11 protein-coding genes are annotated in these 16,953 nt (G+C 65.8%); 8 read left to right on the forward strand and 3 right to left on the reverse strand.

Annotated elements, in window-relative coordinates; genetic code table 11:
* The first annotated feature begins 12 nt into the window (after positions 1 to 12).
* From HNQ66_RS15230 to HNQ66_RS23720, 3 genes are all read left to right on the forward strand, one after another.
* Positions 13 to 1,152, forward strand: a complete 1,140-nt coding sequence (locus tag HNQ66_RS15230) for a PLP-dependent cysteine synthase family protein (RefSeq protein WP_184145017.1) — start codon at positions 13 to 15, stop codon at positions 1,150 to 1,152.
* Between the two features lie 267 nt (positions 1,153 to 1,419).
* Positions 1,420 to 2,820, forward strand: a complete 1,401-nt coding sequence (locus HNQ66_RS15235) for an L-lactate MFS transporter (protein ID WP_184145018.1) — start codon at positions 1,420 to 1,422, stop codon at positions 2,818 to 2,820.
* Between the two features lie 9 nt (positions 2,821 to 2,829).
* Entirely contained in the window at positions 2,830 to 2,955 is a 126-nt protein-coding gene (locus tag HNQ66_RS23720) for an MFS transporter small subunit (RefSeq protein ID WP_281396987.1), read from the forward strand.
* Between the two features lie 51 nt (positions 2,956 to 3,006).
* On the opposite strand, the gene HNQ66_RS15240 is transcribed toward HNQ66_RS23720, so the two are convergent.
* From HNQ66_RS15240 to HNQ66_RS15250, 3 genes are all read right to left on the reverse strand, one after another.
* Complete coding sequence (locus HNQ66_RS15240) at positions 3,007 to 6,204, reverse strand: efflux RND transporter permease subunit (RefSeq protein ID WP_184145019.1); 3,198 nt, start codon at positions 6,202 to 6,204, stop codon at positions 3,007 to 3,009.
* Between the two features lie 115 nt (positions 6,205 to 6,319).
* Positions 6,320 to 7,510, reverse strand: coding sequence for an efflux RND transporter periplasmic adaptor subunit (locus HNQ66_RS15245; RefSeq protein ID WP_184145020.1), 1,191 nt, complete (start codon positions 7,508 to 7,510; stop codon positions 6,320 to 6,322).
* A 51-nt stretch (positions 7,511 to 7,561) separates the two neighbouring features.
* On the reverse strand, positions 7,562 to 8,353 hold the full coding sequence (locus HNQ66_RS15250) for an alpha/beta hydrolase fold domain-containing protein (RefSeq protein ID WP_184145021.1): 792 nt from the start codon (positions 8,351 to 8,353) through the stop codon (positions 7,562 to 7,564).
* Between the two features lie 144 nt (positions 8,354 to 8,497).
* Between HNQ66_RS15250 and HNQ66_RS15255 the strand changes: the two genes are divergently transcribed.
* From HNQ66_RS15255 to nosZ, 5 genes are all read left to right on the forward strand, one after another.
* Positions 8,498 to 9,421 carry a LysR family transcriptional regulator gene (locus HNQ66_RS15255; RefSeq protein ID WP_184145022.1) on the forward strand — a complete coding sequence of 308 codons (924 nt, stop codon included), beginning with the start codon at positions 8,498 to 8,500 and terminating at the stop codon, positions 9,419 to 9,421.
* 119 nt (positions 9,422 to 9,540) lie between these two features.
* On the forward strand, positions 9,541 to 10,404 hold the full coding sequence (locus HNQ66_RS15260) for a helix-turn-helix domain-containing protein (RefSeq protein ID WP_246434320.1): 864 nt from the start codon (positions 9,541 to 9,543) through the stop codon (positions 10,402 to 10,404).
* Positions 10,405 to 10,537: 133 nt separating this feature from the next.
* Positions 10,538 to 12,721, forward strand: coding sequence for a TonB-dependent siderophore receptor (locus tag HNQ66_RS15265; RefSeq protein WP_184145024.1), 2,184 nt, complete (start codon positions 10,538 to 10,540; stop codon positions 12,719 to 12,721).
* A 124-nt stretch (positions 12,722 to 12,845) separates the two neighbouring features.
* Positions 12,846 to 15,005, forward strand: coding sequence for a NosR/NirI family protein (locus HNQ66_RS15270; RefSeq protein ID WP_184145025.1), 2,160 nt, complete (start codon positions 12,846 to 12,848; stop codon positions 15,003 to 15,005).
* A 16-nt stretch (positions 15,006 to 15,021) separates the two neighbouring features.
* Complete coding sequence (nosZ, locus tag HNQ66_RS15275; RefSeq protein WP_184145026.1) at positions 15,022 to 16,950, forward strand: TAT-dependent nitrous-oxide reductase; 1,929 nt, start codon at positions 15,022 to 15,024, stop codon at positions 16,948 to 16,950.
* The last annotated feature ends 3 nt before the right edge of the window (positions 16,951 to 16,953 follow it).

Genomic DNA, 16,953 nt, shown 5'->3' on the forward strand with positions numbered 1-16,953 from the left:
CGGACCCGAACGATGGCCTCCCATCCCGACAATACGACGCTTTCGACCTCGTTTGAGCCGGAGCCGGTCTCCTCGCTCGATTGTGCGGACCGCGCCTGGGCGCGGCACGCCATAGGCATCCTGGAGGGCGACGCCCGCCGTTCGGCCGACACGCACCTCGTCAATCCGGTCTTCAAGGGGCTGAAGGGCATTTCGATCTACCTGAAGGACGAGAGCACGCACCCGACCGGCAGCCTGAAGCACCGGCTGGCGCGCTCCCTCTTCCTCTACGGCATCTGCAACGGGCGGATCTGCAAGGGCACCACGCTGATCGAGGCCTCTTCCGGCTCGACCGCCGTCTCGGAAGCCTATTTCGCGAACCTTCTCGGCCTGCCTTTCATCGCCGTCATGCCGCGCAGCACCAGCCGCGCGAAGATCGACGTCATCGAGCGCTTCGGCGGGCGCTGCGCCTTCGTCGACGCGCCGGGCGAAGTCTACGAGACGGCCGCGCGCATCGCCGCCGAGACGAACGGCCACTATCTCGACCAGTTCACCAATGCCGAGCGCGCCACCGACTGGCGCGGCAACAACAACATCGCCGAGAGCATCTTCGGCCAGATGGAGCGGGAAGCCCATCCGGTGCCGGCCTGGGTGATCATGGGCGCGGGTACCGGCGGCACCTCGGCGACCATCGGCCGCTATATCCGCTACCGCAACCTTGCGACCCGGCTCTGCGTCACCGACGTCGAGCATTCGGTCTTCTACGACGCCTGGAAGAGCGGGGACGCGGAAACGACCTGCACGGCGCCCTCGCGGATCGAAGGCGTCGGCCGGCCGCGCGTCGAGCCCTCCTTCATTCCCACGGTCATCGACCACATGATCAAGGTGCCGGACGCGGCCTCCATCGCCGCCGCGCACGTCCTCTCCGACCGCCTGTTCCGCCGGGTGGGCGCCTCGACGGGCACGAACTTCTTCGGGCTCCTCTCCATCGCCGACAGCATGATGAGGGAGGGCCGCGAGGGCTCGCTCGTCACGCTGATCTGCGATAGCGGCGACCGCTATTCCGGCACCTATTTCAATCCCGAATGGCTGGAGCGCAACGGCATCGACATCGCGCCGTGGAGCAACACCATCGAGACCTTCCTGGATACCGGGGTCTTCAAGGCGCCCTGAGCGCGATTCGCCACGGTTTTTCCTTCCTGCGAGCGGCCGTCCGGCTTTCCGGCGGCCGCTTTCGCGTGAAAGACGTATCGTTTTCCGACATATCCCGTGTGCAAAGGGGTTGTGCGCAGGCTCGCCCGCTTGACGTGCCGAACGAGCATGAAAGAATTGCCGAATCCCAAGAGGAGCGCTGGTTTCTCGCGGGATCCGGGTACGGAGGGGTGCCCGGTGTCGTTCGAAGACGTTTTTAAGGGATTTTTTTCAAGGAGGAGACAACCCATGGAGACAGGATCAGGGGGCGGCGGCTGGTTCAGCCGCGAGCGCACGGTGGCCAAGCCCGGCTTCAGCCGCTGGATGGTGCCGCCGGCGGCATTGTGCGTCCATCTGTGCATCGGCCAAGCCTATGCCTTCAGCGTTTTCAACCTGCCGATGACCAAGCTCATCGGCATTTCTGAATCTGCGCCCGACGACTGGAAGCTGACCGAGCTGGGATGGATCTTCTCGCTCGCCATCTTCTTCCTCGGCGTCTCGTCGGCGCTGTTCGGCCGCTGGGTCGAGGAGGGCGGTCCGCGCCGGGCGATGTTCACCGCGGCCTGCTGCTGGGCCGGCGGCTTCCTCATCTCGGCCTTCGGCGTTTCCATCCATAACCTGTGGCTGATCTATCTCGGCTACGGCGTGCTCGGCGGCATCGCGCTCGGCATCGGCTACATCTCGCCGGTCTCGACCCTGATGAAGTGGTTCCCCGACCGCCCGGGCATGGCGACCGGCATGGCCATCATGGGCTTCGGCGGCGGCGCTTTCATCGCCTCGCCCCTTTCGGTCTGGCTGATGAACAGGTTCAACACCGAGACCCATATCGGCGTCATGGAGACGTTCGTCGTCCTCGGCATCGTCTATTTCGTCTTCATGATGGTGGGCTCGATCATCGTCAGGGTTCCCGCGGCCGACTGGAAGCCGGAAGGCTATGTCGCCCCGAGGGAAAACAAGCTCATCAGCAAGAACGACGTCTACGTCTACGACGCGCTGAAGACGCCGCAGTTCTGGCTGATCTGGGTGGTGCTGTGCGTCAACACCACGGCCGGCATCGGCGTGCTCGGCCAGGCCTCGGCCATGAGCCAGGAAATGTTCCCCGGCCAGATCACCCCCATCGCCGCCGCCGGCCTCGTCGGCCTGATGAGCCTCTTCAACATGGGCGGGCGCTTCGCCTGGGCGACGACGTCGGACTATCTCGGCCGCAGGAACACCTATTTCGTGTTCATGACGCTGGGCTTCATCCTCTACTGCCTCGTGCCCTATACCGGCGCGATCGGTTCCGTCGCGGGCTTCGTCCTGTGCTTCTGCATCATCATCTCGATGTATGGCGGGGGCTTTGCCACGGTGCCGGCCTACCTGCGCGACATGTTCGGCACCCGCTATGTCGGCGCCATCCACGGCCTTCTGCTGACGGCCTGGTCGGCGGCGGGCATCTTCGGGCCGGTGCTGGTGAACTACATCCGCCAGTACAACGTCACCCACGACGTGCCCAAGGCGCAGGCCTACGGGACCACCATGTACATCATGGCGGGCCTGTTCGTGCTGGGCTTCATCTGCAACTTCCTCGTCAAGGCGGTCGACGCCCGCTTCCACATGAAGAACGAAACTCCTGCATTGGGCGCCGCCGATGCAGCGGCCAAGGCATAGGAGGCGGTCATGGAAAACACCAATCGCACCACAACCACGACCCTGCAGCTCGTCCTCGCCTGGGGCTTCGTCGGCATCCCGCTGGTCTGGGGCGTCTTCCAGACCCTTCTGAATACCCTGCAACTGTTCCAGTAACAGGCAGCAGACAACGTGGCCGGGGGCATCGCCCCCGGTCATCCTTTTTCGTCAGTGCTGCGGTGCCGGCAGGGCGTCCGGCTCGCCCGCCATCGTCGAGCGGCCGTGCTGGACGAGCGGACGGTTGCCCGCCAGCCGGCGCAGGAGGACGTAGAACACCGGCGTCATGAAGATGCCGAAGAAGGTGACGCCGATCATGCCGCAAAAGACGGCAAGGCCCATGGCGGCGCGCATCTCGGCCCCCGCGCCGGTTGACAGCACCAGCGGCACGACACCCATGATGAAGGCCATGGAGGTCATGAGGATCGGCCGCAGGCGAAGACGGCTCGCCTCGATCGCGGCCTTCACGGGCGTCCTTCCCTCGAATTCCAGCTCGCGCGCGAACTCGACGATGAGGATGGCGTTCTTCGCCGATAGACCCACCAGCACCACGAGGCCGATCTGGGTGAAGATGTTGTTGTCTCCGCCCGTGTACCAGACCCCCGCCAGCGCCGCGAGCACGCCCATCGGCACGATCATGATGATGGCGATCGGCAGCGTCAGGCTCTCATACTGCGCGGCGAGCACGAGGTAGACCAGCAGCAGTGCGAGCGGGAAGACGACGATGCTCGAATTGCCGGCGAGGATCTGCTGGTAGGTGAGGTCCGTCCATTCGAAGTCGATGCCCGCCGGCAGGGTTTCCGCGGCGATCTTCTCGATGGCCTCCTGCGCCTGGCCGGAGGAGAAGCCCGGCGCCGGCCCGCCGTTGATGTCGGCGGAAAGGAAGCCGTTATAGCGCGTGGTGCGCTCCGGCCCGGTCGTGGCGTCCACCTTCAGGAGGGCGGCAAGCGGGATCATCTCGCCGGACTGCGAGCGCACCTTGAGGTGGCCGATATCCTCCGGCTCCGCACGGAAGGCGGAATCGGCCTGCACGCGCACGCTGTAGGTCCGCCCGAAGGCGTTGAAGTCGTTGACGTAGAGCGAACCCAGATAGATCTGCAGCGTCTCGAACACGTCCGTCACCTTGACGCCGAGCTGCTGGGCCTTGGCCCGGTCGAGGTCGGCATAGAGCTGCGGCACGTTGATCTGGAAGCTGGAGAACAGGCCCGCCAGCTCCGGCGTCTGGTAGGCTTTCGCAAGGAAGGCCTTCGTCGCCTCGTCGAGCGCCTTGTAGCCAAGGCCGGCGCGGTCCTCGATCTGCAGCTTGAAGCCGCCCGTCGAGCCGAGGCCGTTGACCGGCGGCGGCGGGAAGATGGCGATGAACGCGTCCTGGATGCCGGCGAATTTCTGGTTGAGCTGCATGGCGATCGCCCCGCCGGAAAGCTCCGGCGTCGTGCGCTTGTCGAAATCGTCCAGCGTGGCGAAGACGATGCCCGAATTGGAGCCGATGGTGAAGCCGTTGATCGACAGGCCCGGGAAGGCGATGGCGTGGGAGACGCCCGGCTGTTCCAGCGCGATCTCGCTCATCTTCTTGATCACCTCTTCCGTGCGGTCCAGCGTGGCGCCGTCCGGAAGCTGGGCAAAGCCGATGAGGTACTGCTTGTCCTGCGCCGGCACGAAGCCGCCGGGCACGGCGTTGAACACCGTATAGGTCGCCCCGACCAGCACCAGATAGAGCGCCATGACGAGCGACTTTCGCGAGACGAGCCCGCCGACGCTGCGCCCGTAGCCGTTCGAGGCCGCGCCGAAGACCCGGTTGAAGCCGCGGAAGAACCAGCCGAACAGGCGGTCCATGGCGCGGGTCAGCCAGTCCTTCGGGGCGTGGTGGTCCTTCAGGAGAAGGGCCGCCAGCGCCGGCGAGAGGGTCAGCGAGTTGACCGCCGAGATCACCGTCGAGATGGCGATGGTCAGCGCGAACTGCCGGTAGAACTGGCCCGACAGGCCGCTGATGAAGGCGAGCGGCACGAAGACGGCGACGAGCACGAGCGCGATGGCGACGATCGGCCCCGAGACCTCGCGCATCGCCCGATAGGTCGCCTCGCGCGGGGAAAGGCCGTTCTCGATGTTGCGCTCGACGTTCTCGACGACGACGATCGCGTCGTCCACCACGATGCCGATGGCAAGCACGAGGCCGAACAGCGTCAGCGCGTTCACCGAGAAGCCGAAGGCATACATCACCGCGAAGGTGCCGATGATGGAGACGGGGACGGCGAGCAGCGGGATGATCGAGGCGCGCCAGGTCTGCAGGAACAGGATGACGACGAGCACGACGAGCGCCACGGCCTCCAGGAGCGTATCGACGACCTTGTCGATGGAGGCGCGGACGAACTCCGTCGTGTCGTAGACGATCTCGTATTTCACGCCGTCCGGCATGGAAAGCTGGAGCTGGTCCATGGTCGCGCGCACGTTGTCGGCGATCTCGATGGCGTTGGAGCCGGGCGCCTGGAGCACGGCTATGGCGACGGCCGGCTGGCCGTCGAGGAGCGAGCGCAGCGTATAGTCGGCTGCGCCCATCTCGATGCGGGCGACGTCCCTGAGGCGTGTGATCTGCCCTTCGGGGCCGGCCTTGACGATGATGTTGCCGAATTCCTCCGGCGTACGAAGACGGCCCTGCGCGTTGACGTTGAGCTGGAGGTTCACGTCGGACGGCGTTGGCGAGGCGCCGATGATGCCGGCGGCGGCCTGCACGTTCTGCTCGCGGATCGCATTGGTGATGTCGCTTGCCGCAAGCGCATGCTCGGCCGCCTTCTGCGGGTCGATCCACACGCGCATCGCATAGTCGCCCGCCCCGAACACCTGCACCTGCCCGACGCCCTCGATGCGGGCGAGGCGGTCCTTGATGTTCAGCGTCGCGTAGTTGCGCAGGTACGTGACGTCGTAGCGGTCCGTCGTCGAGACGAGGTTGACCACCATGATGAAGTCGGGCGAGCTCTTGACGGTGGTGACGCCGAGCGCGCGCACCTCCGCCGGCAGCCGCGGCTCGGCCTGCGCCACGCGGTTCTGCACGAGCTGCTGCGCCTTGTCCGCGTCCGTGCCGAGCTTGAAGGTGACGGTCAGCGTCAGGACGCCGTCGGACGTCGCCTGGCTGTTCATGTAGAGCATGTCCTCCACGCCGTTGATCTGCTCTTCCAGCGGCGTGGCGACGGTTTCGGAAATGACGACGGGGTTTGCGCCGGGATAGACGGCGCGCACCACGATGGATGGCGGCACGACCTCCGGATATTCGGAAATCGGCAGGGCGCGCATGCCGATCAGGCCTGCCACCACGATGAGGATCGACAGCACCCCGGCAAAGACCGGGCGATCCACGAAGAAACGGGAAATATTCATGTCATGAACCCCTCTCCAGGGACGAACGGACCCGTCCGGCGGGCAAGGCTCCGCCGGCAGGCATGGGATTTCTGTGGTTGAAGGCAGGGCGCACGTTGCGCCCCGCCGGCCTGCGTTACTTCACGGAGGCGACGTTTTCCTGCACCTGCGGGTCGACGACGGCGCCGGGGCGGATGCGCTGCAGGCCGTTGACGACGACCTTGTCGCCGGCCGCAAGGCCGCTTTCGACCACGCGCTCGCCGTCCGACAGGCTGCCGAGCACGACGGGCCGGTAGGCCACCTTGTTGTCCTTGTCGACGACGAAGACGAACTTCTTGTCCTGGTCGGTGCCGACCGCCTTCTCGCTGACGAGAATCTTGCTTTCGGCGCGCGGCTCGCCCATGCGGATGCGCACGAACTGGCCGGGGATCAGCCTGCCGCCGGGATTGTCGAAGACGGCGCGCACGGCGACGGTGCCGCTGGCCGCATCCACCTCGTTGCCGATGAGCTGGAGCCTGCCGCGGATCGGCGTGCCCTCGTCGGCGAGCGTGCCGACCTCGACCGGGATCTGCTCGATGGGCCGCAGCGCGCCGTCGGTGGCGGGCAGGGCGGCGAGCGCCGCGGCGACCGTCTCCTCGCTGACGTTGAAGCCCGCATAGATCGGGTCGACGGAGACGAGCGTCGTCAGCGCCGGCGAGGCGGACCCCGCCGCGACGAGATTGCCCACGGTGATCTCCACCTTGCCGGCGCGGCCGGAAACGGGCGCGCGGACATTGGTGTAGTCGAGCTCGAGCTGGGCGGCGTGCAGGGCCGCCTGCGCGGTCTTGAGCGCCGCGTTGGCCTCGGCCAGTGCGTTCTGGCGCTGGTCGATGTCGCTCTGCGAGATGCTGTTGCTCTGGGCGAGGCGCTCGCCGCGCCCGAGCTGGACCTTCGCCAGCTTCACCCGCGCCTCGGCGGAGGCGAGCTGGCCTTCGGCCTGCGTCACCGCCGTCCTGTAGGGTTCGGGATCGATGGTGAAGAGAAGATCGCCCGCCTTCACGAGCGCGCCTTCGCGAAAGTCGACCGACTGGATGGCGCCGGCAACGCGCGAGCGGACCTGCACGCGGTCGATCGCCTCCAGCCGGCCGGAAAATTCCTGCCATGTCACGACGTCGCGGTTCTCGACCACGGAGACCGTCACCGGCACGGCGGGCACTTCGGCAACTGCGACGGCCTCGGCCTTCGCGGCCGTGCCCGGCAGGTGCAGCATCAGGGCTGCGGCAGAAACGGACACGGCCAGTCCCAAGCCGGCGCCCGTGAGGGCCCAGCGCTTGCGCTTCGACATCATTGTTTTCTCCTTGTGGCCTCAGGCCACGCTATGCGTTGTTTTCATATAAAATCAGTGAACGCTAATATTTTGAATGAAGCCGCAGAACTGGTCGGGGAGGATGTCCGCCCAGGGTTCGGCCCCGTTGAGTGTCCCGCCGTAAATTCCCGGCCAGCCTGTTCCCGCGGGAAGGACATGCTGGCGAACCGTGACGCCCGCTTGCGTGAGGCGGGCGGCATAGCCGAGCGTCTCGTCGAGCAGCGGATCGTCCGCCGAGGAAAGGACCAGCGCCGGGGCGAGGCCCGCAAGGCGCGAGCAGAGCGAGGGCGCGGCATAGGGGTGGCAGACGCCGGCGCTGAGATAATGGCTCCAGCCGTCCGACCAGCGCTCGCGCATGCCGCTATCGGCCCTGCCGAAGGATTGCGTCGCCATGAACGGGTCGAGCAGCGGCGAGAGCAGCACCTGGCCGTCCAGCTCGTCGGCGAAGTGGTCGCGCGCCTTGAGCGCGACGCCGGCCGCGATGTTGCCGCCGGTCTCCTCGCCGCCGACGAGGAGAGGCGACTTGCGGTCGCCGAGGCCCGCGCGCTTCTTGGCGAGATGGGAGAAGATGGAGAAGCCGACCTCGAGCGGGGCGGGGAAGACGCTGCCCGCCGCGTTGTAGTCCGGCACGGCGACGATGGCGCCGGTGCCGGCGATGCATTCGGCAAGCGGGCAATGCGAAAGCCCGGTTTCCCTGAAGGCGCCGCCGTGGAAATAGAGCAGGACGGGCGCGCCCCTGGCGCACTCGGCGCCCTGGTAGACGCGCACCGGCACGGGGCCGGGGGCCACCGTGTCGAATGTCATGTCCTTGATCTCTACGGGCATCGATTTTGTCCTGCGGCCCGTCTGGAAATACGCGGGGCCCTCACCATTTATATCGTTCGTCATTTTGCCTCGGATAAGTATGGTAAAACCGATTTCACTGTCCAATATTTCGAACAATCATATCTTTCAGGGCGGGAATGTTCCATGGATCAGCTTTCTGCGATGCGCGCCTTCCTCCGCGTGGTGGAGACGGGCAATTTCACGCGGGCTTCCGCCGCGCTCGGCATGCCCAAGGCGACGGTCAGCAACCTCATCCAGAATCTCGAGACCCATCTCCAGACCAAGCTCCTCAACCGCACCACGCGCCGCGTCATGGTGACGACCGACGGGGCACTCTACTACGAAAGGGCGAACCAGATCGTCAGCGAGCTCGACGAGCTGGACGGCAGCCTCACCCACTCGCGCACCAGCCCGAGCGGGCGCCTGCGCGTGGAGATGTCGGGCGCCTTCGCCGACCTTATCGTCATCCCCGAGCTCAACGATTTCCATGAGCGCTATCCCGATATCCATATCGACCTCGGCGTCGGCGACCGGACGGTGGACTATCTTGCCGAGAACGTGGACTGCGCGTTGCGCGCCGGCTCGCCGGGCAACGTGTCGCTGATCGCCCGCCGTGTCGGGGAGATGGACATGATCGCCTGCGCCGCGCCGCGCTATCTCGAAACCTTCGGCGCGCCGGGGCACCCTTCGGAGCTGGAGGCGGCGCATCATTGCGTGAACTATTTCCTCGCGCAGACCAACCGGGTCATCCCCTTCGAGTTCGAGCGGGCGGGCGAGACGGTCGAGGTCAACGGCCGCTACATCGTCTCGGTCAACGACGCGCGCAGCTACCTTGCCGCCGCGCTTGCCGGGCTCGGCGTCGCGCCGATGCCGTGCTTCATGGCGCACGATGCGCTCGCCGGAGGCCAGCTCGTTCCCGTGCTGCCGGACTGGCGCACCGTTCCCGTCCCCCTCTATGTCGTCTATCCGCCGAACCGGCACCTCAGCAACAAGGTACGCGTCTTCGTCGACTGGCTCGCGCCCCTGCTGGCGCGCACGCATCTGGCGGCCCGGGCGGCGAAAGCCTGAGCCCGCGGCTTTTGTCGCGCCGCGGGGCAGGTGCCCGATTGACAGCGGCGCCGCCTTCGCGCATGAAAGTTTCAGTTTATACTCCACTTATGGGGTGCGCGTTGACATTCCAGCCCCGAATGAACAACCGGATCAGCGGCTTCAAGGTCGTCGGCAACATCCATAGCCGCCGGTGGAACGGCATCACCGCCGACCTTACCGAGGTGGAATGCGCGCCGAGCGCCGGCGGCTATTATATCGCCGCCGATCCGCGGCTGTTCATCCTGCTCGAGGCGGAAGGCGAGGGGCGTCCGCTCCTGAAGATGACCGCAGACGGCGCCGCCACGCCGCATGATACCGGGCAGCGGCCGATCTCCTTCGTGCCGGCCGGCATGGACCTGTGGGTCGACGTGATCGGCGTGCGCTCCATGCGCCATCTGGACCTTCATTTCGATACGCAGGTGATCCTCAGGCGCCTCGGCGAGGACCTCGACCCGAAGAAGCTGGACGATCCGCACCTGCTCTTCAACGATCCCGGGATCGTCGCACTCGGTGAGCTCATCGCCGCCGAATGCGCCAATCCGCAGCCGCTGCACGATCTCTACGGCGACGGGCTGGCGATGGCGCTGATCATCGACGCGATGAAGCTCGGCCGGTCCGCGCCGCGCCGGCGCAACGCCCTTGCCGCATGGCAATTGCGGCGGGCGCTGGATTTCATCGAGGCCAATTGCCTGCGCGGCATCCGCCTCGAAGAGCTCGCGGTGCTGACGGGCCTGTCGCAATCGCATTTCAGCCGGGCCTTCAAGGCATCGACCGGCGCGGCACCGCACCAGTGGCAGATGAAGATGCGCATCCGCAGGGCGCAACAGATGCTGCTGTCGGAGGGCAATGCGCTGAGCGACATCGCGGCGGAGACGGGCTTTTCCGACCAGGCGCATTTCACCCGCATCTTCCGCCAGGTCACCGGCCTTCCGCCCGCCCATTGGCGCAAGGCGCAGAAGTAGCCGCAAAGCGGTCAAAATTGCCCAAATCCGTTCAAGAACCGCAAATGCGTTCAATCCGCCCCGCTAAAGATGAGTTAATTGCTCATCTTATTTACGCCGCATGCAGGGGCTGCGGCATCGGTGGGGTTGTTTCATGAAGACGAAAGTTCCGGGGATGATGAGGGGTCTGTTGAAGGCGAGCACGGCCGCCGCCGTGCTTGGCGCGGCCATGCCCGCGCTGGCGCAGGAGACGCAGCTTCAGGCCGTCGTGGTCGAGGGGGCGGCCGGCAAGGCGGGCTCTGCCGTCGCGCCGGTCAAGGGCTATGTCGCCAAGGCGTCTTCGGCGGGCTCGAAGAGCGACACGGCGATCAGCGATATCCCGCAGGCGGTCTCCGTCGTCGGCCAGCAGGAGTTCCAGGATCGCGGCATCACCAACAAGGTCGACGAGATCCTGCGCTATACGCCGGGCGTCGCGACGCAGCCGTTCGGCAGCGACCCGGATACCGACTGGTTCTATATCCGCGGCTTCGACGTGGCACAGACCGGGGTCTATCTGGATGGCCTCAGCCTCTTCACCTACGGCTTCGGCGGCACCCAGATCGATCCGTTCATGCTGGAGCGCGTGGACGTGCTGAAGGGCCCGTCCTCCGTTCTCTACGGCGGCGCGACGCCCGGCGGCCTGATCGACATGGTGCGCAAGCGGCCGACCGACGATCCGCTCCGCTATGCCGAAACGGGCATCAACTCGAACGGCAACGCCTTCCTCGGCTTTGACATGTCCGATGCGGTGAACGCGGACGGCACCGTGAAATACCGCCTGACCGGCAAGATCTCGGGCGGCGACAACTATTCCGACTATTCGGAAGACCTGCGCGGCTTCCTCATGCCGCAATTGACGATCACGCCGGACGCGTCCACCAGCCTTACCGTCTGGGGCTATGCCGGCGCGCTCGACCAGGTGCATGTCGGCAACGGCTTCTTCCCCTATGTGGGCACGGAGGTCGACGCGCCATTCGGCAGGATCGATCGCAAGGCCTTCTACAGCGAGCCGGGCATAGACGACGGCGATTATGTGCAGAACATGCTCGGCTATGAGTTCGAGCACACGTTCGACAACGGCTGGAAATTCTCCCAGGACGTCCGGTACGGCCACCTGCGCAAGCACGAGGACAGCCTGTTCCTCGGCGGATGGGTGGGCGGCGCTCCGACCGGCCCCGACTACGAGCTGGCGCGGTCCCGCTTCGAGCACAAGTCGGTTGCCGACAGCTTCACGATCGACAACCGCGTCGAGACCGGGTTCGATCTGGGCCCGACGAGCCACAGCTTCATGGCCGGCCTCGACTACCGCTACTATCGCCTCGACACCGAGCAGTATTGCTGCGGCACCACCCCGCCGATCAGCGCCACGGACCCGGTCCATGGCCTGCCGCTGGGCACCGGCGTGCTGTCGACCGACCAGGTCGTCAGCCTGAGCCAGATCGGCCTCTACGCGCAGGATCAGGTGCGTTTCGGCGATGGCTGGCTCGTCACCCTGAACGGCCGCTACGATGTCGTGAAGACGGACAGCGACAACGGCGTCTCGGCGTTCAACCCCGTTGCCAACAGCTACGGCTATAGCGAGAATGCCTGGAGCGGCCGCGCCGGCATCGCCTACGAATTCGACAACGGCGTCACGCCCTATGCGAGCGTCGCGACCTTCTTCAGCCCGCTCATCGCCACGACCGCCACGGGGCTGGCCGAGCCGGAGGAGGGCGAGCAGTACGAACTGGGCGTCAAGTACGAGCCCGGCTTCGTCGACGGCATGATCACCGCCTCGCTCTTCCAGATCGACAAGAGGAATTTCACCGTCAGCGAGCCCGCTCCCTCGACGATCTCGCGCCAGTTGGGCGAGGTCCGGTCGCGCGGCTTCGAGATCGAGGGCAAGGTCAATCTGAACGAGAACTGGCGCGCCCTTGCCTCCTTCTCCTATACGGACATCGAGATCAGCAAGAACCCGCTCAATCCGTCCCTCGTCGGAAACTCGCCCTATATCGTGCCGGCGGTCACCGCCTCGCTCTGGCTCGACTATGCCTTCACCACGGATGCGCTCGACGGGCTCAGCGTCGGCGCTGGTGTCCGCTACCAGGGCGAATCCTGGGCGGACGAGGCGAACACGCTCAAGGTCTCCGATGCGGCGCTCGTCGATGCGGCGGTCCGCTACAAGAAGAACGACTGGACGGCGTCCCTCAACGTCGCGAACCTCTTCGACAAGGACTATGTCAGCGGGTGCCAGGGCGTGAACGTCTGCGGCTACGGCGAGGCGCGCACGATCACCTTCAAGCTCAGCAAGTCCTGGTAAGTATAAGACTTGGAGGGGCCGTGCCGGATCCGGTACTGCCCCTTCGCTCCGGATTGATTTAGCTCAACGACGGACCGCCGCGAACATTCCAATGTCCCGCCACGACTTGCGGGAATACCCTGGAATGAAATTCATCGGCTTCGTCCTTCTGCTCTGCGCCAGCCTGTGCTGCGCGGTATCTGCCAGCGCGCGCACCGTATTGCAGGATTACCTGCCGTCCGCGGTCGCCTCAGATTTCGTCCCCGGCGCGGAGGGCTTCGGCCCGATCCGCGAGGACCTCGCGGTGGCGCCGGTCCTGAAGGGCGGCGAGACGGTGGCCTGGGTCTTCGTCACCTCCGATTTCGTCGGCACGACGGGCTATTCCGGCAAGCCCATCCACACCCTCGTGGCGGTGGGCAAGGATGCCAAGATCATCGGCGTGCGGCTCGTCAAGCACTCCGAGCCCATCGTCCTCATCGGCATTCCCGAAGCCAAGGTGAAGGCGCTGGTCGCCGGCTATGCCGGCCTCGACCTTGCCGCCGAGGCGAAATCCGGTGGCACGGCACATGAGGTGGACATCATCTCCGGCGCGACGGTGACGGTGATGGTGATCGACGATTCCATCGTCCGCTCGGGATTGAAGGTCGCGCGTGCGCTCGGCCTTGGCGGCCTCGCCCCGGAAAAGGACGGGGAGGGCCCGCGCTTCACGGTCAATCCCGACGCTGCCGCGCCCGCCGACTGGATCGAGGCCGAGGGCGACGGCACGCTGCGCCGGCTCTCGCTCGACGTGGCGCAGGTCAACAAGGCCTTCGCCGACCATCCGGACGCGCGCGCCCGCGACAGGGCGCTCACCGAGGCGCCGGATGCGACCTTCATCGACATGCAGGCGGCGCTCGTCTCCGTTCCCGCCATCGGCAAGGCCCTGCTCGGTCCGGCCGAGGAGGCGAACCTCAAGGGCTGGCTGAAAGAGGGCGAGAACGCCATCGCCGTGATGGGCCGCGGTCTCTATTCCTTCAAGGGCTCGGGCTATGTGCGCGGCGGCATCTTCGACCGCATCGTGCTGATCCAGGACGATGTCTCCGTGCGCTTCCGCGATCGCGATCACCGCCGCCTCGGCGCCATCGCGCTTGCCGGCGCGCCGGACTTCTCCGAGGCGGACCTGTTCCGCATTCCCGCCAATGTCGGCTTCGACCCGGCAAAGCCCTTCCGCATCCAGCTTCTTGCGCATCGCGAGGTCGGGCCAATCGAGAAGGTCTTCCACACCTTCGACCTCGCCTACCAGCTGCCGCAGAAATACCTCACCGCGGTCGCCCCGCCGGCCAAGGAGGTCGCCGTCGCCACCGAGCGCACCGAGGGCAGCGCGCAGGCCGAACTCTGGAAGCGCATCTGGCAGGACTCCAGGCTGAAGATCGCGGTGCTGGGCGCCATGCTGGTGGTGCTGACGGGGGCGTTCTTCTTCCAGACCTATGTCGTCCGCAATGCACGCGGCTTCTATATCTTCCGCATCGCCTTCCTCACGGTCACGCTGGTCTTCCTCGGCTGGTACGCCAATGCGCAGCTTTCCGTCGTCAACCTGATGGCGCTCTTCGGCAGCCTGGTGAACGGCTTCAGCTGGCAGGCCTTCCTGCTCGATCCGCTGACCTTCATCCTGTGGTTCGCCGTCGCCGCCGCGCTGCTCTTCTGGGGGCGGGGCGCCTATTGCGGCTGGCTGTGCCCCTTCGGCGCCCTGCAGGAGCTGACGAACCAGATCGCGCGCAAGCTGCATATCCCGCAATGGACGCTGCCCTGGGGCTTGCACGAGCGGCTCTGGCCGATCAAGTACATGGTCTTCCTCGGCCTGTTCGGCGTCTCGCTGGTCAGCGTGGAGCAGGCCGAGCACCTCGCCGAGATCGAGCCCTTCAAGACGGCGATCATCCTGAAGTTCATCCGCGCCTGGCCGTTCGTTGCCTATGCCGTGGCGCTGCTGGTCGCCGGGCTCTTCGTCGAGCGGTTCTACTGCCGCTACCTCTGCCCGCTCGGCGCGGCGCTGGCGATCCCGGCACGCATCCGCATGTTCGACTGGCTGAAGCGCTACCACGAATGCGGGAACCCCTGCCAGACCTGCGCCAACCAGTGTCCGGTGCAGGCGATCCACAAGACCGGCGAGATCAACCCGAACGAATGCATCAACTGCCTGCATTGCCAGGTGCTCTACCAGTCCGAAACCGTCTGCCCCGTCGTGATCAAGAAGATGAAGTCGCGCGCCAAGCTCGCGGCAAGTCCCGGCGGCGCTCCGGCCCATCCACAACCAACCGCCAAGGTTTAACCACAAGGAGCCATCCATGGAATCGAAGGAAAACAAGGGGCTGAGCCGCCGAGCGCTGTTCAGCGCCACCGCCGGCACGGCCGTTCTCGCCGGCACGATGGGGCCTGCCGCCCTCGGCCTCGGTGCCGCCGGCCTTGCCACCCCGGCCCGTGCCGCCAGCGGCGCCGACGGCTCGGTCGCACCGGGCAAGCTCGACGACTACTACGGCTTCTGGTCTTCCGGCCAGAGCGGCGAGATGCGCATTCTCGGCATCCCCTCGATGCGCGAGCTGATGCGCGTGCCGGTGTTCAACCGCTGCTCGGCCACCGGCTGGGGCCAGACCAATGAATCGATCCGCATCCACCAGCGCACGATGTCGGAGAAGACGAAGAAGCAGCTTGCCGCCAACGGCAAGAAGATCCACGACAACGGCGACCTGCACCACGTCCACATGTCCTTCACCGAGGGCAAGTACGACGGCCGCTACCTCTTCATGAACGACAAGGCCAACACGCGCGTCGCCCGCGTGCGCTGCGACGTGATGAAGACCGATGCAATCCTCGAGATCCCGAACGCCAAGGGCATCCACGGCCTGCGCCCGCAGAAGTGGCCGCGCTCGAACTACGTCTTCTGCAACGGCGAGGACGAAGCGCCGCTCGTCAACGACGGCTCGACCATGACGGACGTGTCGACCTACGTGAACATCTTCACCGCGGTCGATGCCGACAAGTGGGAAGTCGCCTGGCAGGTTCAGGTCTCGGGCAACCTCGACAACTGCGATGCCGACTACGAGGGCAAGTGGGCCTTCTCGACCTCCTACAACTCGGAAATGGGCATGTCGCTGGAGGAGATGACCAAGTCCGAGATGGACCACGTCGTCGTCTTCAACCTCGCCGAGATCGAGAAGGCGATTGCCGCCGGGAAGTACGAGGAGATCAACGGCGTCAAGGTGCTCGACGGGCGCAAGGAGGCCAAGTCCCTCTTCACCCGCTACATCCCCGTCGCCAACAACCCGCACGGCTGCAACATGGCGCCGGACAGGAAGCACCTGTGCGTCGCCGGCAAGCTCTCGCCGACGGTCACGGTGCTCGACGTGACGAAGTTCGACGCGATCTTCTACGAGAACGCCGAACCGCGCAGCGCCGTCGTCGCCGAACCGGAACTCGGCCTCGGCCCGCTCCACACCGCCTTCGACGGGCGGGGCAACGCCTATACCTCGCTCTTCCTCGACAGCCAGGTGGTCAAGTGGAACATCGAGGAGGCCATCCGCGCCTATGCCGGCGAGAAGATCGATCCGATCAAGGACAAGCTCGACGTCCAGTACCAGCCGGGCCACCTGAAGATCGTTATGGGCGAGACGCTGGATGCGGCCAACGACTGGCTGGTGTGCCTGTGCAAGTTCTCCAAGGACCGCTTCCTCAATGTCGGCCCCCTGAAGCCGGAGAACGACCAGCTCATCGACATTTCCGGCGACAAGATGAAGCTGGTGCACGACGGCCCGACCTTCGCCGAGCCGCACGACGCCATCGCCGTCGCGCCGTCGATCCTGCCGAACATCAAGTCGGTCTGGGATCGCCAGGACAAGCACTGGGCCGAGACGCGCAAGCAGGCCGAGGCCGACGGCGTCAACATCGACGAGTGGACCGACGCCGTCATCCGCGACGGCAACAAGGTGCGCGTCTACATGACCTCCGTCGCGCCGAGCTTCAGCCAGGAGAGCTTCACGGTGAAGGAAGGCGACGAGGTCACGGTGATCGTCACCAACCTCGACGAGATCGACGACCTGACGCACGGCTTCACCATGGGCAACCATGGCGTGGCCATGGAGGTCGGGCCGCAGATGACGAGCTCCGTCACCTTCGTCGCGGCCAATGCGGGCGTTTACTGGTACTATTGCCAGTGGTTCTGCCATGCCCTGCACATGGAAATGCGCGGGCGCATGTTCGTGGAACCGAAGGACGCCTGAGCC

Origin of the sequence: Shinella fusca (genome assembly GCF_014203155.1) — a bacterium.
Taxonomy (GTDB): Bacteria; Pseudomonadota; Alphaproteobacteria; order Rhizobiales; family Rhizobiaceae; genus Shinella; species Shinella fusca.

Bases quoted from the DNA above. Each gene is read 5' to 3' on its own strand.
- HNQ66_RS15230 (WP_184145017.1), top strand. From the start codon at position 13: ATGGCCTCCCATCCCGACAATACGACGCTTTCGACCTCGTTTGAGCCG.
- HNQ66_RS15235 (WP_184145018.1), top strand. From the start codon at position 1,420: ATGGAGACAGGATCAGGGGGCGGCGGCTGGTTCAGCCGCGAGCGCACG.
- HNQ66_RS23720 (WP_281396987.1), top strand. From the start codon at position 2,830: ATGGAAAACACCAATCGCACCACAACCACGACCCTGCAGCTCGTCCTC.
- HNQ66_RS15240 (WP_184145019.1), bottom strand. From the start codon at position 6,204: ATGAATATTTCCCGTTTCTTCGTGGATCGCCCGGTCTTTGCCGGGGTG.
- HNQ66_RS15245 (WP_184145020.1), bottom strand. From the start codon at position 7,510: ATGATGTCGAAGCGCAAGCGCTGGGCCCTCACGGGCGCCGGCTTGGGA.
- HNQ66_RS15250 (WP_184145021.1), bottom strand. From the start codon at position 8,353: ATGCCCGTAGAGATCAAGGACATGACATTCGACACGGTGGCCCCCGGC.
- HNQ66_RS15255 (WP_184145022.1), top strand. From the start codon at position 8,498: ATGGATCAGCTTTCTGCGATGCGCGCCTTCCTCCGCGTGGTGGAGACG.
- HNQ66_RS15260 (WP_246434320.1), top strand. From the start codon at position 9,541: ATGAACAACCGGATCAGCGGCTTCAAGGTCGTCGGCAACATCCATAGC.
- HNQ66_RS15265 (WP_184145024.1), top strand. From the start codon at position 10,538: ATGAAGACGAAAGTTCCGGGGATGATGAGGGGTCTGTTGAAGGCGAGC.
- HNQ66_RS15270 (WP_184145025.1), top strand. From the start codon at position 12,846: ATGAAATTCATCGGCTTCGTCCTTCTGCTCTGCGCCAGCCTGTGCTGC.
- nosZ (WP_184145026.1), top strand. From the start codon at position 15,022: ATGGAATCGAAGGAAAACAAGGGGCTGAGCCGCCGAGCGCTGTTCAGC.